The sequence below is a fragment of the Streptomyces sp. NPDC107546 genome, assembly GCF_055639175.1.
Genome location: NZ_JBVKBA010000006.1, coordinates 46876 through 73253, shown reverse-complemented (window position 1 = coordinate 73253; position 26378 = coordinate 46876). Strand labels below are relative to the sequence as shown.

Annotated in this window: 17 protein-coding genes, 1 tRNA gene and 1 pseudogene; 9 read left to right on the top strand and 10 right to left on the bottom strand. The window is 70.4% G+C overall.

Going from position 1 to position 26378, the window contains the following annotated elements:
* Nucleotides 1-84 precede the first annotated feature (84 nt).
* From ACZ7L1_RS10725 to ACZ7L1_RS10710, 4 genes and pseudogenes are all read right to left on the bottom strand, one after another.
* On the bottom strand, nt 85-1065 hold the full coding sequence (locus ACZ7L1_RS10725) for a ribose-phosphate diphosphokinase (RefSeq protein WP_471436001.1): 981 nt from the start codon (nt 1063-1065) through the stop codon (nt 85-87).
* A gap of 146 nt (nt 1066-1211) precedes the next feature.
* Nucleotides 1212-2657: a bifunctional UDP-N-acetylglucosamine diphosphorylase/glucosamine-1-phosphate N-acetyltransferase GlmU gene (gene glmU, locus ACZ7L1_RS10720; protein WP_471435999.1), complete on the bottom strand. Its 1446-nt coding sequence runs from the start codon at nt 2655-2657 to the stop codon at nt 1212-1214.
* Between the two features lie 111 nt (nt 2658-2768).
* Nucleotides 2769-2843: transfer RNA gene (locus ACZ7L1_RS10715), tRNA-Gln, on the bottom strand.
* A gap of 246 nt (nt 2844-3089) precedes the next feature.
* Nucleotides 3090-3282, bottom strand: a pseudogene (locus ACZ7L1_RS10710) (hypothetical protein); the annotation flags it as partial.
* Between the two features lie 108 nt (nt 3283-3390).
* Between ACZ7L1_RS10710 and ACZ7L1_RS10705 the strand changes: the two are divergent.
* A complete protein-coding gene (locus tag ACZ7L1_RS10705) occupies nt 3391-4710 on the top strand; it encodes a sensor histidine kinase (protein WP_471435998.1) in 1320 nt (439 codons plus the stop codon).
* A 1-nt stretch (nt 4711) separates the two neighbouring features.
* On the opposite strand, the gene ACZ7L1_RS10700 is transcribed toward ACZ7L1_RS10705, so the two are convergent.
* Together ACZ7L1_RS10700 and ACZ7L1_RS10695 are read right to left on the bottom strand one after the other, a co-directional pair.
* Nucleotides 4712-5206, bottom strand: a complete 495-nt coding sequence (locus ACZ7L1_RS10700; RefSeq protein ID WP_471435996.1) for an SUKH-3 domain-containing protein — start codon at nt 5204-5206, stop codon at nt 4712-4714.
* A 25-nt stretch (nt 5207-5231) separates the two neighbouring features.
* A complete protein-coding gene (locus ACZ7L1_RS10695) occupies nt 5232-5732 on the bottom strand; it encodes a YwqJ-related putative deaminase (protein WP_471435994.1) in 501 nt (166 codons plus the stop codon).
* 259 nt (nt 5733-5991) lie between these two features.
* Between ACZ7L1_RS10695 and ACZ7L1_RS10690 the strand changes: the two genes are divergently transcribed.
* The 3 genes from ACZ7L1_RS10690 to ACZ7L1_RS10680 all read left to right on the top strand — a co-directional run bounded on the left by ACZ7L1_RS10690 (nt 5992) and on the right by ACZ7L1_RS10680 (nt 10764).
* On the top strand, nt 5992-6999 hold the full coding sequence (locus ACZ7L1_RS10690) for an SMI1/KNR4 family protein (protein WP_471436395.1): 1008 nt from the start codon (nt 5992-5994) through the stop codon (nt 6997-6999).
* Between the two features lie 9 nt (nt 7000-7008).
* Nucleotides 7009-9675 carry an SUKH-4 family immunity protein gene (locus tag ACZ7L1_RS10685; protein ID WP_471435992.1) on the top strand — a complete coding sequence of 889 codons (2667 nt, stop codon included), beginning with the start codon at nt 7009-7011 and terminating at the stop codon, nt 9673-9675.
* A 204-nt stretch (nt 9676-9879) separates the two neighbouring features.
* A complete protein-coding gene (locus ACZ7L1_RS10680) occupies nt 9880-10764 on the top strand; it encodes a cellulose-binding protein (RefSeq protein WP_471435991.1) in 885 nt (294 codons plus the stop codon).
* Between the two features lie 27 nt (nt 10765-10791).
* Here the strand turns inward: ACZ7L1_RS10680 and ACZ7L1_RS10675 are convergent, their stop codons facing one another.
* Nucleotides 10792-12429: a sodium/solute symporter gene (locus tag ACZ7L1_RS10675; RefSeq protein WP_471435990.1), complete on the bottom strand. Its 1638-nt coding sequence runs from the start codon at nt 12427-12429 to the stop codon at nt 10792-10794.
* Nucleotides 12426-12869 (bottom strand): DUF485 domain-containing protein, encoded by a 444-nt coding sequence (locus ACZ7L1_RS10670; protein ID WP_471435988.1) that lies wholly within the window; start codon nt 12867-12869, stop codon nt 12426-12428. The genes ACZ7L1_RS10675 and ACZ7L1_RS10670 overlap by 4 nt, the downstream gene beginning before the upstream one ends.
* Before the next feature lie 226 nt (nt 12870-13095).
* Between ACZ7L1_RS10670 and ACZ7L1_RS10665 the strand changes: the two genes are divergently transcribed.
* Nucleotides 13096-13395, top strand: a complete 300-nt coding sequence (locus ACZ7L1_RS10665; protein WP_471435986.1) for a YciI family protein — start codon at nt 13096-13098, stop codon at nt 13393-13395.
* Between the two features lie 214 nt (nt 13396-13609).
* Here the strand turns inward: ACZ7L1_RS10665 and ACZ7L1_RS10660 are convergent, their stop codons facing one another.
* Nucleotides 13610-15580: a ricin-type beta-trefoil lectin domain protein gene (locus ACZ7L1_RS10660; RefSeq protein WP_471435984.1), complete on the bottom strand. Its 1971-nt coding sequence runs from the start codon at nt 15578-15580 to the stop codon at nt 13610-13612.
* 319 nt (nt 15581-15899) lie between these two features.
* Complete coding sequence (locus ACZ7L1_RS10655) at nt 15900-17402, bottom strand: MFS transporter (protein ID WP_471435983.1); 1503 nt, start codon at nt 17400-17402, stop codon at nt 15900-15902.
* A gap of 503 nt (nt 17403-17905) precedes the next feature.
* On the opposite strand from ACZ7L1_RS10655, the gene ACZ7L1_RS10650 reads away from it, so the two are divergent.
* The 4 genes from ACZ7L1_RS10650 (at nt 17906) to ACZ7L1_RS10635 (ending at nt 26084) form a co-directional block, all read left to right on the top strand.
* Nucleotides 17906-18694 (top strand): ABC transporter ATP-binding protein, encoded by a 789-nt coding sequence (locus ACZ7L1_RS10650; protein WP_471435981.1) that lies wholly within the window; start codon nt 17906-17908, stop codon nt 18692-18694.
* Entirely contained in the window at nt 18691-21261 is a 2571-nt protein-coding gene (locus tag ACZ7L1_RS10645) for an ABC transporter permease (RefSeq protein ID WP_471435979.1), read from the top strand. Before ACZ7L1_RS10650 ends, ACZ7L1_RS10645 begins: the two co-directional genes overlap by 4 nt.
* Before the next feature lie 258 nt (nt 21262-21519).
* Nucleotides 21520-25077 (top strand): transcription-repair coupling factor, encoded by a 3558-nt coding sequence (gene mfd, locus ACZ7L1_RS10640; protein WP_471435977.1) that lies wholly within the window; start codon nt 21520-21522, stop codon nt 25075-25077.
* A gap of 290 nt (nt 25078-25367) precedes the next feature.
* Complete coding sequence (locus ACZ7L1_RS10635; RefSeq protein ID WP_471436393.1) at nt 25368-26084, top strand: HNH endonuclease family protein; 717 nt, start codon at nt 25368-25370, stop codon at nt 26082-26084.
* Nucleotides 26085-26378: the final 294 nt, after the last annotated feature.

Sequence of the window (26378 nt, the reverse complement as noted above, 5' to 3'; positions counted from 1 at the left end):
CCCTCGCCGAGCAACTGCAGCAGTTTACTCGCAGAAGGAGGCCGCACCCAAAACGATCTCCACCAGCCCCAGGGCCGGCAGGTACTACTGCTCGTCGAACAGGCTCGTCACCGAACCGTCCTCGAACACCTCACGCACCGCACTCGCGATCGTCGGAGCGATCGACAACACCGTGATCTTGTCCAGGTCCCGGCCCAGCTCACCCGGCGTCGGCAGCGTGTCCGTGAAGACGAACTCACTCACCCGCGAGTTCTTCAGGCGATCCGCCGCAGGACCCGACAGCACACCATGCGTCGCCGTCACGATGACATCCTCCGCACCGTGCGCGAACAACGCGTCCGCCGCCGCACAGATCGTGCCACCCGTGTCGATCATGTCATCGACCAGGACACACACCCGGCCCTTGACCTCACCCACGACCTCGTGCACCGTCACCTGGTTGGCGACGTCCTTGTCCCGCCGCTTGTGCACGATCGCCAGCGGCGCACCCAGCCGGTCGCACCAGCGGTCCGCGACCCGCACCCGGCCGGCATCCGGCGACACCACGGTCAGCTTGTCCCGGTCCACCTTCCCGCCCACGTAGTCCGCCAGCAGCGGCAGCGCGAACAGGTGATCCACCGGACCGTCGAAGAAACCCTGGATCTGGTCCGTGTGCAGGTCCACCGTCAGAATCCGGTCCGCACCCGCCGTCTTCATCAGATCAGCGATCAGACGCGCCGAAATCGGTTCACGCCCCCGGTGCTTCTTGTCCTGCCGCGCGTAACCGTAGAACGGCACAATCACGGTGATGGAACGCGCCGACGCACGCTTCAGCGCGTCGATCATGATCAACTGCTCCATGATCCATTTGTTGATCGGAGCCGTATGGCTCTGGATCAGGAAGCAGTCGGCACCCCGCGCCGACTCCTGATAACGCACATAGATCTCACCGTTCGCGAAGTCGAAGGCCTTCGTCGGGACAACCCCGACACCCAACTGCTGGGCGACCTCCTCGGCAAGCTCGGGGTGGGCGCGGCCGGAGAAGAACATCAACTTCTTCAGGCCGGTCGTCTTGATCCCGGTCACGACACTGTCTCCTCAGAGGTCATAACTCAGCTGGGCATCCAGAGGCCGCCACAGCCACAACGGCTGGAAACGGACGACCGTCTCAGCTGGTGGGGTGCGGGTGTGCACTTATCACGGTACGCCGTCACAGACGCACCTGATTCCGGTCAGTCCTCGCCATCCGACTCCCGGGAAGCCGCCTCCGCCGCCTTCGCGGCCGCACTCCCCGGACGCTTACGAGCCACCCAACCCTCGATATTCCGCTGCTGGCCACGGGCCACAGCCAGCGAACCGGGCGGCACATCCTTCGTGATCACAGAACCGGCCGCGGTGTACGCGCCGTCCCCGACCGTGACAGGCGCCACAAACATGTTGTCCGAACCGGTACGGCAATGGGACCCCACCGTGGTGTGGTGTTTGTCCTGTCCGTCATAGTTCACGAAGACGCTCGCGGCACCGATGTTCGTGTACTCACCGATCGTCGCATCACCGACGTAGGAGAGGTGCGGGACCTTCGTCCCCTCACCGATCGAGGCGTTCTTCGTCTCCACGTACGTACCGACCTTGGACTTCAGCCCAAGACGCGTGCCCGGGCGGAGGTAGGCGTACGGACCGACGGAAGCCTGCGGCCCGACCACGGCGCTGTCCGACACGGTGTTGTCGACCCGCGCCCCCGCACCGACCTCGGTGTCCTTCAACCGCGAATTCGGACCGACCTCGGCACCCTCACCGACGTGCGTCGAACCCAGAAGCTGCGTACCCGGGTGCACCACGGCGTCCTGCCCGAAGGTCACGGTGACGTCGACCCAGGTGGTCGCCGGATCCACGACGGTCACCCCCGACAGCATCGCAGCCGTCAGCAACCGGTCATTGAGGATGCGGCGCGCCTCCGCCAACTGCACCCGGTTGTTGATGCCGGAGATCTCACGATGATCGACCGCGACGGACGCCCCCACCCGGTGCCCGGCCTCCCGCAGGATCCCCAGCACATCCGTCAGGTACTCCTCACCCTGACTGTTGTCCGTTCGGACCTGCTTCAGCGCCTCGGCCAGCAACCGGCCGTCGAAAGCGAAGACACCCGAGTTGATCTCACGAATCGCCCGCTGCGCGTCGCTGGCGTCCTTGTGCTCGACGATCGCGGTGACGGCACCCGAGTCGTCCCGCACGATCCGGCCGTAGCCCGTGGCATCCGGGACCTCGGCCGTCAGTACGGTGACGGCGTTGCCGTCCGCACCGTGGGTCGCGGCGAGCCGCCGCAGCGTCTCACCGGTCAGCAGCGGGGTGTCACCGCACACGACCACCACGGTTCCCTCGACGGACCCGCCCAGCTCCTCCAGAGCCATCCGCACGGCGTGCCCCGTGCCGTTCTGCTCGGCCTGCACGGCCGTACGCACATCCGGGTCGATCTCGGTCAGGTGCGCGGTGACCTGCTCCCGGGCATGGCCCACGACGACGACGAGATTCTCGGGCTTCAACTCGCGCGCGGAGGCGAGCACATGCCCGACGAGGGAACGACCACAGAGCTCGTGCAGAACCTTGGGTGTGGCCGACTTCATACGGGTGCCCTCACCCGCTGCAAGAACAACGACGGCGGCCGGGCGGTTGGCGCTCACGGGGATGCCCTTCGGCTTCAAGGGGTGGGGTGGACATCCGCAGAATACCGGGACGTTTCTTGGGGGACATGCGAGCGGGCCCTGACGGGGATGTCAGGGCCCGGGTGCGCTTGGCTCCCCTGCCAGGACTCGAACCTGGAACAAATCATCCAAAGTGACCCGTGTTGCCAATTACACCACAGGGGAGTGCACGGATGGCCTAAACGGACATTTTGCTAGTCCCTTGCGGCCGCGGCACCTACTATGCCGCACCACCAGCCTTCGATGCGACGGTACAGCTCGGCGCTCTGGCGATGAACAACTCGCGGTCGGACGGCTCACCGATCTCCTGGGCGGCGGCCGCCTTCGTCTGTTGCCGCCTGTCGTCCCGGATTGCCGGCTCGTGCTCCCGGCGCTTCCGGGCTGCCGGCTTTGCTTGCCCCATCGGGTCGCGGCGCCCCGGTCTCGGTAGGTCCCGCACCCAAAGCGACACCGAGTTCCGGGAACACCCCGACTCCGCCTCGCTCTGGTCGTATGTCCAGCCCTGGAGCCGGAGCTCCCGTGCCCTCGCTCTGTGCCTGTGCCGTGGGCATAACCTCTGGGCGGAATCCGGCCTTCCGGGGTCGAACGGTGTGCGATTCAGCAGTTCGAGGGATTCCGGGGCGTTTCGCTTCTGTTCGGTTACGGGGTGTGGTGTGGCGCGGTCGTGGAAACTCGCCGGAAAAGCCGTGTGGGGCGCCCGTAGGCTGGAGCCATGACCACGTCGGGGGAAGTGCACACCGCGGCCGGGGGGCCGTGGTGGTGGGTGCGGTGGCGTAGTGCCGTGCTCGATATCGGGCTCGCGGTGGTGTCCGCCGTGGAGTGTGCGGTGGAGGGGCTTCAGTTCTCGCGGGATGCCGGGTTGCCGGCTCCGGTGGGGATGGTGTTCGGGCTGTTCGCGGGGCTGACGTTGTTGTTGCGGCGGCGGTGGCCCGTTGCTGTCGTGCTGGTGAGCATCGCCGTCACGCCGGCGCAGATGGGGTTCCTGATGGGGCTCGTCGGGTTGTACACCCTCGCGGCTTCGGAGTTGCCTCGGCGGATCATCGGTGCGTTGGCGGGGATGTCGTTCGTGGGGATGTTCGTCGTCACGTATGTGCGGGCGCATCAGGGGATGGTGCGGGGGGATCTGTCCATCGCTGGTGGGTTCATTCCTTTTCTGTCCGTCACCACGGCTCTTGGTATGACCGCCCCTCCCGTGCTCCTCGGTCTGTATGTCGGTGCCCGGCGGCGGCTGATGGAGAGCTTGCGGGAGCGGGCGGATTCGCTGGAGCGGGAGCTGATGCTGCTCGCGGAGCGGGCGGAGGAGCGTGCGGAGTGGGCGCGGAACGAGGAGCGGACGCGGATCGCGCGGGAGATGCATGACGTTGTCGCGCATCGGGTGAGTCTGATGGTGGTGCATGCGGCGGCGCTTCAGGCTGTCGCGCGGAAGGATCCCGAGAAGGCGGTGAAGAACGCTGCTCTGGTCGGGGACATGGGGCGGCAGGCGCTGACCGAGTTGCGGCAGATGCTGGGTGTGCTGCGGAGCGGGGAGGGGGCCGTGGCGCGGCCGGCTCGGGCTGCTGTGTCTCTTGCGACCGTAGGGGCGGCGGCTGCCGCTGCGGCGTTCCGGGCGGCTGATCCGGAGTCCTCCGAGGGTCCTTGCCTCGCCGAGTTGGAGGAGTTGATCGGGCAGTCCGCTGCGGCCGGCATGGTGGTGGATCTGTCGGTGGAGGGGGACGTGCGGTCGTATGCGCCGGTGGTGGAGCAGACGGCGTACCGGGTGGTGCAGGAGGCGTTGACGAACGTCCACAAGCATGCGGCGGGGGCGAAGACGCATGTGCGGTTGGCGCATCGCAGTGCGGAGATCGCGATGCAGGTGGAGAACGAGCCGCCGCCGGAGCCGGGTGCGGTGGTGGCGGCGCGGTTGCCGAGTGGGGGCAATGGTCTGCTGGGGATGAAGGAGCGGGTCGGTGCGCTGGGCGGGGTGTTCGTGTCGGGGCCGACGGACGCGGGCGGGTTCCGGGTGTCGGCGGTGATTCCGGCGGAGGTGGCCTGAGTCATCCTGCGGTGAGTCGTACGGGGGCGATTCCGGTGAGCAGGGTGGTGAGGCCGTGGTCGATGTCGGGGCCGAGGTACCAGTCGCCGGTGTGGTCGAGGGCGTAGACGCGGCCTTCGGCGTCGATGGCGATGAGGGTGTGGCTGTCGGTTTCCGCGCCGAGGGGGCTGACTTCGGTGTCGAGGGCGCGGCCGAGGTCGCCGAGGGTGCGGGCCATGTGGAGGCCGTGGAGGGGGTCGAGGTGGAGGGCGGCGGGGGCGAGTTGGCGGCCGGGGCCTTGGGCGGTGAGGTGGAGGCCGCCGAATTCGGCCCAGGCTTCGACGGCGGCGGGGAAGACGGCGTGCCGGTGGCCTGCGGGTGAGGTGTGGCTGCGGAGGGCGTCGGCCCAGATTTCCGCTTGCTTTATGTCCCAGCGGCCTGGTTGCCAGCCTGCGGCGCGTAGTGCGGCGTCGACGGGGACGGAGAAACGTGTGGTGGAGGTGCGGTCGGCGTGCATCTGTTCTTCGTTCGTCGGTGGGGTGTCAGTCCTGCGTGGTGGGGTCGATGATGCGGACGCCGAAGTGGGCGCTGAGTGCGGTGCAGGCGCGGCAGGGTGGGGCGAAGTTGCCGTGGAGGGGGTCGCCGTCCTCGCGGATGTGGCGGGCGGTGAGTTTGGCGTGTTTGAGGGCTTTGCGGGCTTCGCCGTTGGTCATGGGTTTGCGGGCGGCGCGTTTGCTGCGGGCGGCGTCGGCGGCGGCGATGTGGCGGGAGATGAGGATGGTTTCGGCGCAGCGTCCGGTGTAGCGGTCGCGTTGGCTGCTGGTGAGGGTGTCGAGGAAGTCCTGGACGAGGGGGTGCAGGGCGGGGGGTTGGTCGCCGCGGGCGGCGGTGCCGGTGAGGGTGGCGCCGCGGACGGAGAGGGCGGCGGCGACGGTGGGGAGGATGCCGTCGCGGCGGTGGCGGAGGGCGGGGGTGGGGGGCGCGTCGGTGGTGCTCCAGCCGATGCGCGGGTCGCCGGACGTGTCTGTCGGTGCGGTGTTCATGATCGTCTTCCCCTCCGTGCATCCCCCCGGTGGGGACACAGACTGCCAAATGCCGTGGCGGGTGCGGAAGCTGGGGCGCTGTGACACGCCCGGGTCGGGTCGTTCGGTGACGGTGGGGTGACGGCTGGTCATGGGCGGTGGTGGGCTGGTGTCAGGGGGAGTGGTGGGCCGGTGACCGGTGTCGTCGTACCGCATAGGCTGTCGGGGTCCGCGATCCGTATCGCCGTACAGGCCAGACAGAAAGCCGCAGGGGGCAACCGTGACGACAGGTCGGCTCGGGCAGCAGGCCGCGCCGCCGAACGCGGCATACGCCGGGCAGGTCGTGCACTTTCCGGACCCGGTGAGGGGGGCCCGGCATCCGAGGGGGGTGCGGGTCGACGAGTACGGTTATCCGGATTTCTCACCGTATGCCCGTGCGGCCGCTGAGATCGCGGATCCGCCGGAGGGTTTCGGTGTGGATGAGTTGCGGCTGACGGACTATGTGTCGGCGAACGCGGCGTTGGCGGCGTCGGGGCACGAGTTGTGGGACACGGTCGCGTCGGTGGCGACGCCGCATGGTTGGACGTGGCATCACGTCCGGGGTTCACGGCGGCTGGAGTTGGTTCCGGTCGAGGTGAAGGCGCTGCTGCGGCATCACGGGGGGATCGCGACGGCGAGGGTGGACCAGGGCAAGCGGGGGACGCGGCCGTTGCAGGAGACGCGGCCGGCGCACTTCGGGTTGCCGAAGTCGTCGGTGGCGGTGACGGAGTCGCAGGTGCAGGGGGTCGAGGAGGACCTGGGGTATCGGCTGCCGGGTGCGTACCGGTCGTTTCTGAAGGCGGCCGGTGGTTGTGCGCCGGTGGGTGCGGCGCTCGACGCGGAGTTGGGGCTGCTGGTGGACCAGCCGTTCTTCACGGTGCGGGACGAGGCGGCGGTCAATGACCTGGTGTATGTGAACAAGTGTCTGCGTGACCATCTGACGAAGGACTATCTGGGCGTCGGTTTTGTGCAGGGCGGGTTGCTGGCCGTGAAGGTGAAGGGTGACCGGCTCGGTTCGGTGTGGTTCTGCGCGTATGACGATGCGCGGGATGTGGACGCGTCGTGGACGCCCGCTGAGCGGGTGGAGCGGTTGTTGCTGCCGTGCGGTGACGACTTCGACCAGTTCCTGGGTCGGCTCGCGGGTGATCCGCCGGAGTTGGAGACCGTGGCGAATCTGATGGTGGACGGTGGGTTCGCGCGTGCGGTGCCGGTGTCGTCGGAGCCGTCGGCGTCTTCGGTGGGGGAGTGAGTTCGGGCGATGGTGACGTTCGCGCAGGCGCAGGAGCGCGCGGAAGAGTGGATCAACGGGGATGTTCCGGCGTATCTGCAGCGTGAGGTTCGGGTGCGGGAGTTCGAGCTCGGGTTCGTGGTGTGGGCGGAGGACCGGGACGGGGGGCCGCGTTCGGACGGGGGCGCTCAGCGGCTGGTGATCGCCCGGGACAGTGGTGAGGCGACGCTGTGGCCGGGGCTGCCGGTGGGTGAGGTGATCCGCCGGTACGAGGAGGAGTACGGGGCGCGGGACGCGGAGGCACCCGCGGTTGCGGCGCCCGGGGCCCGGGTGGATCTGAACCAGACGTCGTTCCTGTTGACGCCGCCGGAGTGGCTCCAGGAGGCGGCTGACAGGAGGGGGGTTCCGGAGCGGCGGACGTCCGGTGACGGTGCGTCGGACGGGGCGGGTTCGCGTCCGGCCGCGGCGGCTTCTTCGGATGCGTCGGGCACGGTGTGGCCTGCGGCCGGTAGTGGCGAGGAGGTGCCGGACAGGTCCGCGGGGGATACGCCGTGGGCGGGTACCGACACCAATGCGGAGGCGGGCGAGGACCGTTCGGTGCCGCTGCCGGAGACGGTGTTCCCGCCGCCGTTGAGCGACTCGGACGAGGGTGCCGCGCCGCCGGATGCGAAGGCGGCGATGATGCCGGGCGGTACGCCGCCGGGGGCTCCGCAGGTTCCGGGCGCGCCCGGCGTACCGGGTGCTCCGGGTGCTCCGGGTGCTCCGGGTGCGCCGGCGTACGGCTACCCGCAGCCTCCCGGTGGTGTGCCCGGTGCTCCGCAGGCGCCGGTTGCTCCGTCGTACGGCTATCCTCAGGCTCCGGGCCAGCCTGCGCCCGGCGTGCCGCAGGCTCCCGCGCCGAACGCCGCGGACATCGCGGATGCCGCGACCAGCAAGGCGGCGCCTCCGCGGGCTGCGCGCGCCGGTGTTCCGCCCCATCCGCCGGGCGCGCCCGGGGTTCCGGGTGCGCGGCCGGGTGCCGCGTCTCCGCCGCCTCCCCCGCCGCCGCCCGCACCGGGCGCTTCGGCGGGCGGGTATGTGCCGACCCAGCTCGTCTCGCAACTCGGCCCGGACGGGCCCGGGGGCGCGGCGGGCCCCGGCACGCCTCCGCCGGGAACACCGCCGCCGGGCGGCCCCCAGCCGCCGGGTGTGCCGATGCCTGCGGGGGTGCCGCATGCTCCGGGAGCGCCGACCCCTCCGGGCCCGCCCCCGGGCGGTGTGCACCACGCGGCCACCGTGCTCGCGGACCCGCACAGGCCGGGCCCCGGCACTCCGGACGCCCCCAACCCCGCGGGACCGCCGCGCCCTTCGCACCTGCCCGCGGCTCCGGGACAGCCCGGTGCTCCGGGACAGCCCGCGGCTCCCGGACAGCCCGGTGCCCCCGGCGCGCCGAATCCGTCGGGTGCTTCGCAGCCGCCGGGTGCCCCCGGTGCCGTTCATCGCGCCGAGACCATGCTGGCCGGGCCGCAGGCCGGAGGCCCCGGTGCGGCCCCGCCGCCTCCGGGTGCCCCCGGGATGCCTCCGGGTGCCCCGCAGCCGCCGGTGCAGCCCCTGCCCGGCCAGCCCCTGCCCGGACAGCCGGTGCCCGGACAGCCGGTGCCCGGACAGCCGGTGCCGGGGCAGCAGCCGCCCGGGCAGCCCATGCCCGGTGCGCAGCCGTCGTACGGTTATCCGCCGCAGGGTCCGCCGACCGTCGGCCCCGGCTATCAGGCCGTGCTGCGCTACCGCGCGCAGGACGGTTCCGAGCAGCAGCTGATCCGGCGTTCGGCGCCGGGCATGCCGCACCCGGAGTGGCAGATCTTCCATGAACTGCGTGCCATGAACGTGCCGCCCGACCAGGTGCTGGAGCTGCACACGGAGCTGGAGTCGTGCGAACTGCCGGGCGCGTACTGTGCGCGGATGATCCGGGAGAACTGGCCGCAGGCGCGGATCACCAGCATCGCCCCGTACGGCACCGACCACGCCTCCCGTCAGCAGGGCATGCGGCAACTGCTGGCGCATCAGGGTGAGTTGCACCAGGTGGCGGACGGTCCGGCGCGTCCGGGGCCGGTGCGTGCACCGCTGCCCGCGGTGCAGCCCGCGCCGCCGGTCCCGCCGGAGGGCATCGCGCAGGAGCTGGCGGGTTCCTTCGGCCCGGGGATCTTCCGGTTCGAGCAGGCCGCGGTGTCCCGGCAGGGTGTGCCCCCGATCGTGGCGCACACCCTGGTGGTGGCGGGACTGCCGTTCGACATGGGCCCGTTCTTCTGGGCGCAGGCCCAGCCGGGCCGCCCAGTGCCGACGCTGGCGGAGCTGGCGCAGGAGCGCGGGGTGCAGCCGGCCCCGGACGCGGGCTCGTACCTGGTCATGGGCAGCGACTTCGGCAAGGCGATCTGTGTGCAGTACGGGACGGCGAACATCGTCGCGGTGCCCGTGGAGGCGGGGCCGGGCGGTGCTACCGTGCCGCCGCAGTTCGTGAACACGGGCCTGCCCGAGTTCGTGCGCGCTCTGGCCCTGCTCGGCCGGATGTGGCGGCTGCGCTACGGCCTCAACCAGGAACAGGCGGGCCGCTGGACGGTGGACTTCCAGGCGCAGCTCGCCTCTCTGGACCCGGCGGCGCTGAGTTCGCCGGAGAGCTGGTGGTCGGTGCTGCTGGAGCAGATGTGGGACGGGTTGCTGTGAGCTCTTCCCCGATTCCTCGCTTCTGACGCCTCGTCAGTTCCGGGCCCGGTCGTACGGACGACCGGGCCCGGCCGCTTTTTCGGGTGGTCTTCGGGGCGATCCGTTGCTTGTGCGTGGAGTGTCGCGTTATGAACACTTCTGACTGATCCATCAAGATGTGCGCAAAATCATCGATTCGTGGGTCAGCTGGAGAGGGGTTCCACGATGAGCAGCGCATCGAGGTCGCCGTACGGCTTCGTGTCCGTGCGGCGCGGCTACCGTCCCGACCAGGTCGACGCCTACACCTCGGCCCTCTCACGGGAGCGCGACGCCGCCTGGGAGCGGGCCGCGCGGCTGACGGTGCTGGCCAAGGAGATGGAGGCCGGTCTGCTGCGGTTGCGGGAGAGGGCGGCGCAGCTTCCCGCGCAGACCTACGAAGGTCTGGGCGATCGGGCCGGCCGGCTGTTCGACCTGGCGCGGGAGGAGGCCGAGGCCCTGCGGGAGGAGGCGCGGCAGGACGCCGGGCGGGTGCTCGCGGAGGCGGAGCAGGAAGCGCGGCGGGTGCGGGAGGAGGCACAGGCGTACGCGGAGGAGGTGCGTGGTGAGGCCGAGGAGCGGGTCCGCACCCGGCTGCTGGCGGCGAGGGCCGAGGCCGACGACGTACGGATCACGGCGCGGCGTGAGGTGAAGGAGGGGCGCGGGGAGGCGCTGGCCGCGCTGCGGGAGGTGCGGCAGCGCACGGCGGCGCTGCTCGCCGAGCAGGAGCGGGAGCACGCCGAGCGCTGCGCGGACGAGGAGCGGGTGGCGGCCGAACGGGTCGCGGCGGTCGAGGCGTGGGAGGCGGAGCGGGTGGCGCGCGCGGAGGCCGCGCTGTCTCAGGCGCAGCAGGCGCTGGCCGAGGCCGAGGAGTCGGCCCGGCAGGCGCAGCGGGACGCCCAGGCGCGCGCCGCCGAGCTGGTCGCGGACGCGCGGCTGCGGGAGGACCGTATCGCCCGGGAGACGGAGCGGGTGCTGCGGGAGCACGGTGAGGTCTGGGACTGTGTGCAGGCTCAGATGGACCATGTGCGCAACAGCCTGGCCATGCTGACGGGCCGGGCTCCCGCGGAGTAACGGCCCCCGCGCGCGCCCGGCCGTTCGTCAGCCGCTCCTGCGGGTCGCCCCCGCCAGGATCCAGCCTTCGAGCGCCTCGTACTGCCGGCGCTGCTCGGCGGCCTTGGCGCGGCCGGAGGCGAGCGTGCCCAGCCAGCCGTAGGCGAAGCCGAGCGGGATGGAGACGAGGCCGGTGGTGGTGAACGGGAACCAGTTGAAGTCGGCGTCGGGGAAGGCCGCGGCGGGGGAGCCGGAGACCAGGTTGGTGCCGGTCATGAGCACGAGGGTCGTCACGGTGCCGCCGATCAGCGTGCACAGCAGGCCGGTTCGGGTGTAGCGGCGCCAGAAAAGGCTGTACACCAGGGCCGGTGCGATCGAGGACGCGCCGATGCAGAAGGAGAGCGTGGCCAGCGGCTGCAGGCTGCGGTGCTGGACGAGGGTGGCGAGCAGGACCGCCACGGCACCCACCGCCATCGCCGACAGGCGTGCCGTGGTCATCTCGCGTCGCGGGGGCATCTCGTGCTTCATGGCGGCGAAGACGTCGTGTGCGAGGGAGTTGGCGCAGGCGAGGATCATTCCGGCCACGGAGGCGAGGAGGGTCAGGAAGATCGCCGCCGTGACCGCGGTGAACAGCAGTGTCGCGCCTGTCGACACGTCCGTCCCGAGCGCGGCCCGGGAGCCCAGCAGATAGGCCGTACGGCCCTGGGGGTCGGCCGCCGCGATGGTGGCGCGCCCGATCAGGGCGGTCGCGCCGAACCCGACGACCGTGATGACGGGCACGAACAGCGCCACCGAAGGCACTGCCCAGGACATCGAGCGACGTACCTGCCGGGCGCTGTTCGCCGTGTACATCCGCATGGTGATGTGCGGCAGGCAGGCGCCGCCGAGCACCACCGTGAGCTCGGAGCTGATCATGTCGAGGCGGGGTGCCGGGCCGCCCGCGAACTCCAGGCCCGAGTGCAGGAAGGCTTGGCCGACGCCGCTGTTCTTCGCGGCGGCCGCGAACAGCGCGCCCGGGTCCCAGTCGAAGCGGTGCAGGATCAGGGCGGCGACGGCCGCGCCGGAGCCGAGCAGCATCACGATCTTCAGGATCTGGATGAGGGCTGTGCCCTTCATGCCGCCGATCGTCGCATAACTGATCATCAGCGCGCCGAGTCCGATGATGCAGCCCGTCTTCAGCGCGTCGTTGGAGAAGCCGAGGATGAAGGCCAGCAGGTCGCCGGTCCCGGCGAGCTGTACGAGCATCAGCGGCAGCAGCGCGGCGATGGTCACGGCGCACGCCGTCGTGCGCACCGCCCGCCCGGGCATCCGCCGTGCCAGCACGTCGCCCATGGTGAATCGGCCCGCGTTGCGCAGGGGCTCGGCCAGCAGGAACATCAGCAGCATCAGCGACAGTGCCGTGCTCAGCGCGAGGACGACACCGTCGTATCCGGCGAGGGCGATGATCCCGCCTGTGCTGAGTACGGTGGCGGCGGAGATGTAGTCGCCCGCGATGGCGAGGCCGTTGCGCATCGGGGACAGGGAGTTGTAGCCGGTGTAGAACTCGACGAGGTCGTCGCGGTCGGGTCCGGTCATCACGCACAGCAGGAGCGTGATCGTGGCGACCGTGGTGAACGCCACGAGTGACATGGCCTGTGCGGAGCTGCTGAACCCGGTGATGCCTCCCGGCAAGCTCGCCGTGGTCATCGTGCCGCCCCCCGCCCGGTGTCCGGTTCGGCCTGTCTGCGGATGCGGTCGGCGATCGGGTCGACGCCGTGGCGTGCCGTGTACTCGTACACGGCGATCGCGACGCAGGTGACGGGGAGTTGGAGCAGTCCGAGCAGCAGGCCCATGGTGAGGCCGCCGGAGACGGTGGCTGTCATGAAGGAGGGCGCGAACGCGGACAGCAGGAGGAACAGCACGAAGTAGCCGAGCGCGGTCAGGGTGGCCACGCGCCGCTGCCAGCGGTAGGCGGTGCGCAGGAGGCGCAGGTCGCTGTGGTGTCCGAGCGGCGGACGGTCCGGCATCCGTGGCCGGGTCGGTGGGGCGGGCGGCTGCTGCCAGGGGTACGTCGGGTACGGCGGTGGTGAGTGGTGCGGTACTGAGTACTCGGGGGACGAGTGCCGCGGTATGAACGCGTCGGACATCCCGGTTCTCCTTGCATGGCTCGGGTCCGGTGCGGCGGACCGCAGGGAGCGGGGGGTGAGCGACGCACGCTACTCGTGGGGACCGGGTCGCGTGGGCTTTTCGACAAACTGGCCGGTCGGTATGCGCTTACTACACTGACCTGTGACGTTACCGACGGTTACTTCGGGCTGTTTCACGGGTGAATGGCCATCGGGCCGGCGGGTGGGGGCGGATAGGCTGGCGGGCGTGTTCGTACTGGAACTGACCTACACCGCCCCGCTCGACGCCGTCGACGCCGTTATTCCGGCGCATGTCGCCTGGCTGGACGAGCAGTACACAGCAGGTGTCTTCCTCGCCTCCGGCCGCAAGGTTCCGCGTGAGGGCGGGGTCATCCTCGCCGCCGGCGAGGACCGCGAGGAGATCGAGCGCCTGACGGCGACCGACCCGTTCGTGGCGGCGGGCGTGTGCGCGTACCGGATCACCGAGTTCCTGGCGACGAAGACGGCGCCCGCGCTGGCCGCGTACCGGCAGCAGCTGCCCTCCTGAGGCGCGATGTGCGGCGCCTGACAGGAGTGGGTTACACTTGATCATGTGCTGGCCGCCGGGAACTCCCGGTGACCGGTGGTGCGTTGGTGGTCCAAGGAAGGACGCCCCGCTTCCTGCGGGGAGATGCAGGTGCAAGGCCTGCCCGGCGCTCTGAAGAGAACCCCCACTCCGCGCTCTGCGGGGTGGGGGTTTTTCCTTCCTGCGGGTGGGTCCGTTACGTCAGGGTCCACTTCTGGTTGTCGCCGCCGTTGCAGGACCACAGGACGAGATTCGTGCCGTTGGACGTGGCCGCGTTGTAGGCGTCCAGGCACAGGCCCGCGTTGACGTTCGTGATCGTGCCGTCGGAGTTGACGTTCCACTTCTGGTTGGCCTGGCCGTTGCAGTCCCAGATGACGACTTTGGTGCCGTTGGCGGTGCCGAGGTTGTAGGCGTCCAGGCACTTGTTGCCGTACACCACCAGCTCCTTGCGGGAGGTGTACGTCCAGGACTGGTTCTGGCCGCCGTTGCAGTCCCAGAGCTCCGCCTGGGTGCCGTTGGTGATCGTGTTGTTGTAGATGTCGGCGCAGCGGCCGGACTGCTTTCCGGTGATCAGGGAGCCGTTGGCGCCGGATGCCGGACGGACGGTGATAGAGCCCAGGCTCGGCAGCGAAGCTCCGGTCAGGGTGAGCGAATTGGCGGATCCCTTGGAGAGTCCGACCTCGACGGAGACCGTGCCCTGGGTGGCGCCCGTCGGCGGGAACGAGACGGTCGTCGGCGTCTGCCCGTTGACCTGCAGGGTCGCCGTGCGGGCGGTGGAGGACGTGTTGGTGTAGGCGACGCCGACGACGTGCACCCCGGTGCTCGCCGCGCTCACGCCGGTGTAGCGCCCGGTGGAGGTGGCGCCGTACGTGCTGCTCGCCGCCTCCGTGCCGCCGCTGACCTTCAGCATCACCGTGCCGCCCGCCGGGACGTTCGTGGTGTAGCTCGTGCCGAACGTGCCCAGGTCCTTGCGGGCCCACAGGTCGCGGACGGTGGCCGAGGCGTTCGTCAGGCCCAGGTCGGACCAGCGGACGGTGATGTTCTGCGCGGAGGAGGTGCGGTTGAGCAGCACGACGGCGCGGTTGCCGGTGCCGGAGAGGACCTTGCCGTACACCTGGAGACCGGTGGTGTCCTCGGCGACCTTGACGCCCTGGAGGCCGCGCGGGTCCTGGTCGACGTCGACGACCTCGGGGTTGGTGAGGATGGAGGCGGTCTCGGACGTCATCGTCGTCAGGTCGTTGCCGGCGAGCAGCGGGGCTCCGGAGATCGCCCACAGGGCCATGTGGGTGCGGTTCTGGGCGGCGGTGAAGCCGTCCATGCCGACCATCAGCATGTCCGGGTCGTTGTAGGAGCCGGTGTGCTGGGCCGAGGGATGCAGGGTCTGGTCGAAGTTCGACAGCAGGTTCGTCATCGACGGCTTGTTGCCGTAGTAGATGATGTCGGTGCTGGTCCGCCACATGGGCGCCAGGCCCGGTGCCCAGTTCCACGGGTTCTGCTTGCCCCAGTTGCACACGGACAGGGTGAGGGGACGCCCGGTGGTCGTGGACGCCTTGGCGACGGCGTCACTGATCGCCTTGTACGTGCCGGCGGCGTCCAGCCCTTCCACGTCACCGCCGCACCAGTCGACCTTCACGAAGTCGAAGCCCCACTTCGAGAACTGCAGCATGTCCTGGTCGTAGTGGCCCTCGCTGCCGGAGCCGGGCGCGGCGGGGCGGCCGGTCGGGTAGTAGTAGCCACAGCCGTCCTTGCCGGCGTCGGTGTAGATGCCGGCCTTCAGGCCCTTGCTGTGGATGTAGTCGGCGATGGCGCTCATGCCGCCGGGCCACTCACCGGTGTCCACGGTGATGTTGCCGGCGCTGTCGCGGGTGCCCTGCCACCAGCCTTCGTCGATGTTGACGTACTTGTATCCGGCGGCTGGGAGGCCTGCCGCGACGAACGCGTCGACCTGCTGCTTGATGACGTTGTAGTCGATCTTCGCGGCGAAGCTGTTCCAGGAGGCCCAGCCCATGGGGGCGGTGGGCACGGGGATCTGAGGGACCGCGGTGGCCGCCGTCGCGGGCGGGGGCTGGGCGAAGAGGAGGGCGGCCGTCGCGGTCAGGGCAAGGGCGAGGAGGCGTGCGGCGAGGGTTCTGGAGCGGTGGAGGAAGTGCCGTGGTGGGGGAAACATGCGGCTCCTAGCGTGATCGATCTGCCGAAATATCGAACGTGGATCGGTGAACCGAACGTGATGGCGCGCCGAACGTAGAGCCGGGGGAGAGCGAAGTCAACGGGTGGGACGGGAGCGGGAATTGTCGGAGTGTGCGGTTTACTCCGTGCCGGTGCCGGCGGTGTCGTGAGGAGCAGTCAGCGGGCGCCGGTAGCGGATGCCGGGGCGGCCGACGAGCGTGATGTCCGCGACGGCGGCGAATCCGTTGCGTCGAGGACGGTTCGGGACGCCGCGTTCTCGCAGGTGGTGAGCGCGGCGAGTCCGTACGGGTAGGGGCCGCTCAGTCCTTGAGTACCGGGAATGTCCGCGGGGCCGCGAACAGCAGCACCAGGAACGCCAACGCGGCCGCGCACGACGCGCCCAGGTACACGGCGTGCACCGCGTCCGCGATCGCCCGGCGGGTCGCCTCCGGCGTGGTGCCCGCGTTCAGGCCGCGCGTCACCGCGTCCAGGTCGCCCGACCCGCCCAGCCGGGACGCCAGCACCCCGTTGGCGACCGCGCCGAACACCGACGCCCCGATCGTCTGGCCGGTCTGACGGCAGAACAGGACGGACGCCGTCGTCGTCCCGCGCTCCGCCCAGCCGACCGTCGACTGCACGCCCACGATCAGCGGCAGCTGGAACAGGCCCAGCGCGCCGCCCAGCAGGAGCATCAGGAGGGCCGGCTGCCAGGGCGAGCCGGGGTAGGGCAGGAACGGGAACGCCAGCAGGAGCAGCGCGGCCAGGCCGATGCCCAGGATCGCCGTGTCACGGAAGCCGATGCGCCGGTACACGTGCTGGCTGAGCGCCGCCGACACCGGCCAGCTCAGCGTCCACACGGACAGGACGAACCCGGCCGTCACCGGGGCGAGACCGAGCACCGCCTGGGCGTACGTCGGCAGGAAGACCGACGGGGCCACCATCAGCAGCCCCAGCGCGCCGAGCGCCAGATTGACCGCGGCGATCGTACGGCGCCGCCACACCCACCCCGGGATGATCGGCTCAGCCGCCCGGCGTTCCACCGCCACCACCACCGCGACCGAGGCGAGCCCCGTCCCGAACAGCGCCAGCGACGGCACCGACAGCCACGGCCAGGCCACCCCGCCCTGCACCAGCGCCGTCAGCAGCACGCCCCCGCACGCGAACACCGCGAGGGCGCCCGCCCAGTCGACGCGGGGGCGCCGGCCCGACTCCCGGTTCGGCTCGTGCAGATGGCGGACGATCAGCCACAGCGCGACCGCCCCGATCGGCAGGTTGACCAGGAAGATCCACCGCCAGTCCGCGTACGCGGCGAACACCCCGCCGAGCCCCGGGCCCGCCACCGCGGACACCGCCCACACCGTGGACAGCTTCGCCTGGATCTTCGGACGCTCCTTCAGCGGATACAGGTCGGCTGCGAGCGTCTGCACCGTGCCCTGCAGGGCGCCGCCGCCCAGGCCCTGCACGATGCGGAACGCGATCAGCGCGCCCATGTTCCAGGCGAGCGCGCAGAGCAGCGAGCCCAGCAGGAAGACGGACGCGCCCGCGATCAGCACCGGCTTGCGGCCGAAGGTGTCGGACAGCTTGCCGTAGACGGGCAGCGTCACCGTCACGGCCAGCAGATAGCCGGAGAACAGCCACGAGAAGACGGAGAAACCGCCGAGGTCGCCGACGATCTGCGGTACGGCTGTCGAGACGATCGTCGAGTCCAGCGCGGCCAGCGCCATCGCCAGCATCAGCGCGGCGACGACGGCCCCGCGGCGCCGCGTCGCGCCCTGGGTGCGCCCGGCCGCAGCGGTCCGTATGCCCGTCTCCCCCTGGTCCACAGGAATCCTCTCCCCGGTCGTTTCCCTGTGCACGTATCTGCCGTACGACACCCTCTCACTCGCGGCCCCTGCCTGGGGAGAGTTGACCCTCACGCGACGTCAGGGTGGAGGGTGGGTGGGCCGACGGGTGGAGGCAAGCCCCGAGGCCGGTCCACCTCGAGGTGGAGGCCCCCTAGGGGTTCCTCCGTATCAGGGCTCGGGGAGGGCTCGTCCCACCGGAGGACGAGAGGGACCGGGCCCGTTCCTTAGCCTGGCTTTACGCCGCTGGGGAGCGGTCGGGGCGCACGGGGGTCGCGCCGGCCGCACCAGAGGGGGTGGGGTTTTCCCCAGCGGAGGACGGGTCCGGGCACCAGCGCGCCGGACCGTGCGTCGGCACCAGACTGACCGGCGTACTCATCACACCGATCGACCCGATCGACCCGATCGACCCGATCGGCACCGACCGACAGCGATCAGCGCACCCACGCGCATGTAATTCATTGATGGACCAAAGGGGATTCACCATGACATCGGCCGTGACCATTCCCAGGCACGGGGGCACTGGAGGGCGTACGGCCGTTGCCGCACGGGCTCGGCAGGTCGTGAAGGCGTACGGGGCGGGGGAGACGCGGGTCGTCGCCCTCGACCACGTCGACGTGGACATCGCCCGCGGCCAGTTCACCGCCATCATGGGCCCCTCGGGGTCCGGCAAGTCCACACTGATGCACTGCCTCGCCGGGCTCGACACCGTGACGAGCGGCCAGATCTTCCTCGACGAGACCGAGATCACGGGCCTGAAGGACAAGAAGCTCACCCAGCTGCGCCGGGACCGCATCGGGTTCATCTTCCAGGCGTTCAACCTGCTGCCCACCCTGAACGCGATCGAGAACATCACGCTGCCCATGGACATCGCCGGTCGTAAGCCGGACAAGGCGTGGCTGGACCGGGTAGTGGAGACCGTCGGGCTCGCCGGGCGGCTCAAGCACCGGCCCGGCCAGCTCTCCGGCGGACAGCAGCAGCGCGTGGCCGTGGCCCGCGCCCTGGCCGCCCGCCCCGAGATCATCTTCGGTGACGAGCCGACCGGAAACCTCGACTCCCGCGCGGGCGCGGAGGTGCTGGGCTTCCTGCGCCGGTCCGTGGACGAGCTCGGCCAGACCATCGTCATGGTCACGCACGACCCGGTCGCCGCCTCCTACGCCGACCGCGTGCTGTACCTGGCCGACGGCCGGATCGTCGACGAGATGCTCAAGCCGACCGCGGACACGGTCCTGGACCGCATGAAGGACTTCGACGCCCGGGGGCGCACGTCATGACCGTCCTGAAGACCTCGCTGCGCAACTTCTTCGCGCACAAGGGGCGCATGGCGCTGTCGGCCGTAGCGGTCCTGCTGTCGGTGGCGTTCGTGTGCGGCACGCTCGTGTTCACGGACACGATGAACACGACGTTCGACAAGCTGTTCGCGGTGACGGCGTCCGACGTGACCGTCTCGCCGAAGGTCGCCAAGAGCGACGAGACCCCGCAGAACGGCGTGCCCGAATCGCTGCCCGCCTCGGTGCTGGACAAGGCCCGGCACGCCGGGGGCGTCAAGTCGGTCGAGGGCGGCGTCAGTTCGATGAACGTGACCGTCGTCGACAGCGACAACGAGAACATGGGCTCCTCCACCGGCGCCCCGACGATCGCCGGCAACTGGACGAGCAACGACCTGCGGTCGATGGAGATCACGTCCGGTCACGCCCCGCGCGGGCCGACCGAGATGATGGTCGACGCCGACACCGCCGACAAGCACCACCTCAAGCTGGGCGACGAGCTGCGCACCATCGCGCAGACCGGTGACTTCCGGGCGCGGATCGTCGGCATCGCCACCTTCAAGGTGACCAACCCCGGTGCCGCGGTCGTCTACTTCGACACCGCCACCGCGCAGCGCGAACTGCTCGGGACGGCCGACCGGTTCACGAACATCAACGTCACCGCGGCGTCCGGTGTGTCGGACGAGCAGCTGAAGCAGAACGTCACACGGACACTCGCCGGGACCGGGTCCTTCAAGGTCCAGACCGCCAAGGAGAACGCCGACGAGAACCGCCAGGGCGTCGGTCAGTTCATGAACGTCATCAAGTACGCCATGCTCGGCTTCGCCGGGATCGCGTTCCTGGTCGGCATCTTCCTGATCATCAACACCTTCTCCATGCTGGTCGCCCAGCGGACGCGGGAGATCGGCCTGATGCGGGCGATCGGCTCCTCCCGCCGGCAGGTCAACCGGTCCGTGCTGGTCGAGGCGCTGCTGCTGGGTGTCCTGGGGTCGGTCCTCGGTGTGGGCGCGGGTGTCGGTATCGCGATCGGCCTGATGAAGGTCATGGGCTCGATGGGCATGGACCTGTCGACGCGGGACCTGACGATCAAGGCGACCACACCGGTGGCCGGCCTGGTCCTGGGTGTCGTCGTCACCGTCCTGGCCGCCTACCTGCCGGCCCGCCGCGCCGGCAAGGTCTCCCCGATGGCCGCCCTGCGGGACGCCGGCACGCCGGCCGACGGCAAGGCGGGCCGGGTGCGCGCCCTGATCGGGCTCGTCCTCACGGGCGCCGGTGCCGCCGCCCTGTACGCGGCGGCGAGTGCCAAGAAGGCGAGCGACGGCTCGCTCGTCCTCGGCGTCGGCGTGGTGCTGACCCTGATCGGCTTCGTGGTCATCGGCCCACTGCTGGCGGGCGGGGTGGTCCGGGTGATCAGCGCGGTGCTGCTGCGGGCCTTCGGCCCGGTGGGCCGCATGGCCGAGCGCAACGCCCTGCGCAACCCGCGCCGCACCGGCGCCACCGGCGCGGCCCTGATGATCGGCCTCGCACTGGTCGCCTGCCTCTCGGTGGTCGGCTCCTCGATGGTGGCCTCGGCCACCAGCGAGCTGGACAAGTCGGTCGGCGCGGACTTCATCGTCCAGGGCAACCAGCGGATCGTGCCGCAGGCCGAGAAGGCCATGCAGCAGAGTCCGCATCTGGCGCACGTCACCCGCTACAAGATGCTCGACGCCACCCTCACCTCGCCGGACGGCAAGGCCGACGACACCGGGGTCACGGCCGCGGACCCCTCGTACGCCGACGACCTGCGTCGCACGACCACGCAGGGCACCCTGTCCGCCGCCTACGGCGACGACGCCATGTCGGTCGGCTCCGACTACGCCAAGAAGCACGGCGTGCACGTCGGCGACACCATCACCGTCGCCTTCAAGGGCGGCCGGACGGCGAAGCTCAAGGTCGCGGCGATCACCAGCGACGACACCGCCCTCGACCAGGGCGCCCGCTACATGAGCATCGCGACCATGGAGAAGTACGTCCCGAAGAACAAGATCCCGCCGAACCAGATCATGTTCGCCAAGGCCGAGAAGGGCCAGGAGAAGCAGGCGTACGCGGCGCTGAAGCAGTCGATGAAGCAGTACCCGCAGTACCAGGTGCGCGACCAGACCGACTACAAGAAGGAGCTGAAGGACCAGGTCGGCCAGCTGCTCAACATGGTCTACGGCCTGCTCGCCCTCGCGATCATCGTCGCGGTCCTGGGCGTGGTGAACACGCTGGCCCTGTCGGTGGTGGAGCGGACGAGGGAGATCGGCCTGCTGAGGGCGATCGGTCTCTCCCGCCGCCAGCTGCGCCGCATGATCCGCCTGGAGTCGGTGGTGATCGCCCTCTTCGGCGCCCTGCTGGGACTCGGCCTGGGCATGGGGTGGGGCGCCACGGCCCAGAAGCTCCTCGCCCTGGAGGGCCTGAACGTCCTCCAGATCCCGTGGGGCACCATCACGAGCGTCTTCATCGCCTCGGCCTTCGTGGGCCTGTTCGCGGCCCTGATCCCGGCGTTCCGGGCGGGCCGGATGAACGTACTGAACGCGATCGCGACGGAGTAGCCGGGAGACGGGGGTTACGGGGACGGGCCGGGTCCGATGGAGTGAGTGCCAGCGGGCCCGGCCCCGCTTTCGCGCCCTGCCGGCCCCGCTTTCGCGCCCTGCGGCCGAGGTGAGGGACCATGACGGTGCCGCTCCTCGGCCGGGGTTGCCCACAGCCCCGACGACCACGCGCCCGGCGTCGTACGCTGGACAACCCCGGCCCCAGAAAATCTCGCGGCCGGGTGTTCGTGTTGCCCACCCCGGGACGGATGCCCCTCCATGAGCCTGCACGGTCTGCTCGACGCCGTAGTCAAGGACGCCGCACTCGCGGAAGCGGTCAAGGCCGCGACCGACGGCAACCGTATGCACGTCGACCTCGTCGGCCCCCCGGCGGCACGCCCCTTCACCGTGGCCGCACTCGCCCGGGACGCGGGCAGGCCCGTCCTCGCCGTGACCGCGACCGGCCGGGAGGCCGAGGACCTCGCGGCCGCGCTGCGGTCCCTGCTGCCGCCCGACGGCGTCGTGGAGTACCCGTCCTGGGAGACCCTCCCGCACGAGCGCCTCAGCCCCCGCAGCGACACCGTCGGCCGCCGCCTCGCCGTCCTGAGACGGCTCGCCCACCCGAGCTCCGACGACCCCGAGACCGGCCCGGTCTCCGTCGTCGTAGCCCCCGTGCGTTCCGTGCTCCAGCCCCAGGTCAAGGGCCTCGGCGACCTGGAACCGGTGTCCCTGAGAACCGGCCAGAGCGCCGACCTGAACGACATCGTGGAGGCCCTGGCCGCCGCCGCGTACTCCCGCGTGGAGCTGGTGGAGAAGCGCGGTGAGTTCGCCGTGCGCGGCGGCATCCTGGACGTCTTCCCGCCCACCGAGGAACACCCCCTGCGCATCGAGTTCTGGGGCGACGACGTCGAGGAGATCCGCTACTTCAAGGTCGCCGACCAGCGCTCCCTGGAGGTCGCCGAGCACGGTCTGTGGGCACCGCCCTGCCGGGAGCTGCTGCTCACCGACGACGTGCGTCGGCGCGCGGCCGCCCTCGCCGAGGACCACCCGGAGCTGGGCGAACTGCTCGGCAAGATCGCCGAGGGGATCGCCGTGGAGGGCATGGAGTCCCTCGCACCCGTCCTCGTCGACGACATGGAGCTGCTGCTCGACGTCCTGCCCGCGGGCGCCATGGCCGTCGTGTGCGACCCGGAGCGGGTGCGCACGCGCGCCGCGGACCTGGTGGCCACCTCGCAGGAGTTCCTGCAGGCGTCCTGGGCGGCCACCGCCGGCGGTGGGGAGGCACCCATCGACGTCGGCGCCGCCTCCCTGTGGTCCCTCGCGGACGTCCGGGACCGGGCCGGTGAGCTGGGCATGATGTGGTGGTCGGTGTCCCCGTTCGCCGCGGACGCCGACCTCACGGAGACATATGCCGCCGACGCGGCGGGGGACACCCTCACGCTCGGCATGCACGCGCCCGAGACCTACCGCGGCGACACCGCCAAGGCGCTCGCCGACACCAAGGGCTGGCTCGCCGACGGCTGGCGCACCGTGTTCGTCACCGAGGCCCACGGCCCGGCGTCCCGCACGGTCGAGGTGCTGGGCAACGAGGGCATCGCGGCCCGCCTCGACGCCGACCTCGGGGCGCTGTCCCCGTCGGTCGTGCACGTGGCGTGCGGCTCGATCGAGTACGGCTTCGTCGACCCGGCCCTCAAGCTGGCCGTGCTCACGGAGACGGACCTGTCCGGCCAGCGGGCGACCGGCCGCGACGGTGCCCGGATGCCGGCCCGCCGCCGCAAGACGATCGACCCGCTGACCCTGGAGTCCGGCGACTACATCGTCCACGAGCAGCACGGCGTCGGCCGCTACATCGAGATGGTGCAGCGCACGGTCCAGGGCGCCACCCGCGAGTACCTGGTGGTGGAGTACGCCCCGGCCAAGCGCGGCCAGCCCGGCGACCGCCTGTACATCCCGACCGACCAGCTGGAGCAGATCACCAAGTACGTCGGCGGCGAGGCCCCGACCCTGCACCGCCTGGGCGGCGCCGACTGGACCAAGACGAAGGCGCGCGCGAAGAAGGCCGTCAAGGAGATCGCCGCCGATCTCATCAAGCTGTACTCCGCGCGCATGGCAGCCCCCGGCCACGCCTTCGGCGCCGACACCCCCTGGCAGCGGGAGCTGGAGGACGCGTTCCCGTACGCGGAGACCCCGGACCAGCTCACCACGATCGCCGAGGTCAAGGAGGACATGGAGAAGTCGGTCCCGATGGACCGCCTGATCTGCGGCGACGTCGGCTACGGCAAGACGGAGATCGCGGTGCGAGCCGCGTTCAAGGCGGTCCAGGACGGCAAGCAGGTCGCCGTCCTCGTACCGACGACGCTGCTGGTGCAGCAGCACTTCGGCACGTTCTCCGACCGCTACTCCCAGTTCCCGGTGAACGTGAGGGCCCTGTCCCGTTTCCAGACGGACACGGAGGCCAAGGCGGTCCTGGAGGGCCTGCGCGAGGGTTCGGTGGACATCGTCATCGGCACCCACCGCCTGTTCTCGTCGGAGACCAAGTTCAAGGACCTCGGTCTGGTCATCGTCGACGAGGAGCAGCGCTTCGGCGTCGAGCACAAGGAGCAGCTGAAGAAGCTGCGCGCCAACGTCGACGTGCTGACGATGTCCGCGACCCCGATCCCCCGGACCCTCGAGATGGCGGTGACGGGCATCCGCGAGATGTCCACGATCACCACCCCGCCGGAGGAGCGGCACCCGGTGCTCACCTTCGTCGGGCCGTACGAGGAGAAGCAGATCGGCGCCGCGATCCGCCGTGAGCTGCTGCGCGAGGGCCAGGTCTTCTACATCCACAACCGGGTGGAGTCGATCGACCGGGCGGCGGCGCGGCTGCGCGAGATCGTCCCCGAGGCGCGGATCGCCACGGCCCACGGCCAGATGTCGGAGCAGGCGCTGGAGCAGGTCGTCGTCGACTTCTGGGAGAAGAAGTTCGATGTGCTGGTCTCCACGACGATCGTCGAGTCGGGCATCGACATCTCCAACGCGAACACGCTGATCGTGGAGCGCGGTGACACCTTCGGCCTGTCCCAGCTGCACCAGCTGCGCGGTCGCGTCGGCCGTAGCCGGGAGCGCGGCTACGCGTACTTCCTCTACCCGCCGGAGAAGCCGCTCACCGAGACCGCCCACGAGCGACTGGCGACCATCGCCCAGCACACGGAGATGGGCGCGGGCATGTACGTGGCGATGAAGGACCTGGAGATCCGCGGAGCCGGAAACCTGCTCGGCGGCGAGCAGTCCGGCCACATCGCGGGCGTCGGCTTCGACCTGTACGTGCGGATGGTCGGCGAGGCGGTCGCGGACTACCGGCGCCAGCTGGAGACCGGCGAGATCGAGGAGGAGGCGCCGCTCGAGGTCAAGATCGAGCTGCCTGTCGACGCCCACGTCCCGCACGACTACGCGCCCGGCGAGCGGCTGCGCCTGCAGGCCTACCGCGCGATCGCATCCGTGAACTCGGAGGAGGACATCAAGGCCGTCCGCGAGGAACTCGTCGACCGCTACGGCAAGCTGCCCGAGCCGGTCGAGAACCTCCTGCTGGTGGCGGGCCTGCGCATGCTCGCCCGCGCCTGCGGTGTCGGCGAGATCGTCCTGCAGGGCACCAATGTTCGCTTCGCCCCGGTCGAGCTGAGGGAGTCCCAGGAGCTGCGGCTCAAGCGCCTGTACCCCGGCACCATCGTCAAGCCGGCCGTCCACCAGGCCCTGGTGCCCCGCCCCAAGACGGCGAAGGTGGGCGGAAAGCCGCTGGTCGGGCGGGAGTTGCTGGGCTGGGTCGGGGAGTTCCTGACGTCGATCCTGGGATCGTGACGGGTCTGGCGGGCAGGCTCGGTCCTGACGGGCAGGATCGGGTCCTGGCGGGTCGGAGCGGTCGTATCGGGTCGCAGGGCGTGAGCGGGGCGGTTCTCGTACGCATGACGAAGGCGATGTGAGGGACACAACCCCTCGACGGCTACCGTGAGACCGGGAGAACGCGCCCGGCGTGGGCGGTACAGGCAAGGGGAGGGCATCGCGCGATGCGTACTGAGCGGCACGTCGGGAAGCGTGGTGGGAGGCGGCGGGGCCTGCTGGCATCCGCCGCGCTGCTGGCCACCGGCTTGATGGTCACCGGGTGCGAGGGCCTCGCCCCGCCCACGGACGGCGGACCCTCCGGTTCCGCCGTCCCGACGGCCGCCGACGGCCGCGCGGTGAACCCGCTGGACAACCCCGACGGGACGAAGCCGGGGCTGGCTGCCATCACTTCGAGCGCGGACAGGGCGAAGGCCCGGTCGCTGATCGAGAAGGTGGCGACGAAGGGCCGCGGCCCCAAGACGGGGTACGAGCGGGACAAGTTCGGCTATGCCTGGACCGACTCGGCCCCGGGTGGCATCCCCTTTTCCCACAACGGGTGCGACTCGCGAAACGATCTCCTGAAACGCGACGGCGAGAAAGTCCACTTCCGGACGGGCTCGGACTGCGTCGTCACCTCCATGACGCTGCATGACCCGTACACCGGGAAGACGATCGAGTGGACCAAGTCCCATGCGTCGACAGTGCAGATAGACCACGTCATGCCGCTGTCGTACGACTGGCAGATGGGTGCCTCGCGCTGGACCAAGGACAAGCGGGAGGACATCGCCAACGACCCGCTGAACCTGATCCCGGTGGACGGACCGGCCAATGGCGCGAAGGGCGACTCCGGCCCGGCGACCTGGCTGCCCCCGAACACACAGATCCGCTGCGCCTACTCGGTGCGCTTCGCCCAGGTGTCGCTGAAGTACGACCTTCCCGTGACGGCGGCCGACAAGCAGATGATGCTGCGACAGTGCGGCGGCTGAGGCGGCGGCCTCGCGGACGACTTCCCCTGTCGGCGGCGTCCGGCCCGGGAGGTACCCTACGCGTCCCGTCGCCGCCCACCTGGATTGGCATGGACATGGTCGTGAACAGCAGTCTCTCGGCACACCTCGAGTACCCCGGTGGCGAGCTGACCGACCGGGCGCCGGCCCCCGGCCGACCGCCGGACCATCAGGCGCACGGGTCAAGAATGTCCCCAAGCTGTAAAGGAGTTCTTAAAACGCAAACGGGCGAGCAGGGCCGACCCGGACAGGTTCATCGAGGACCGGTCAAGGCCA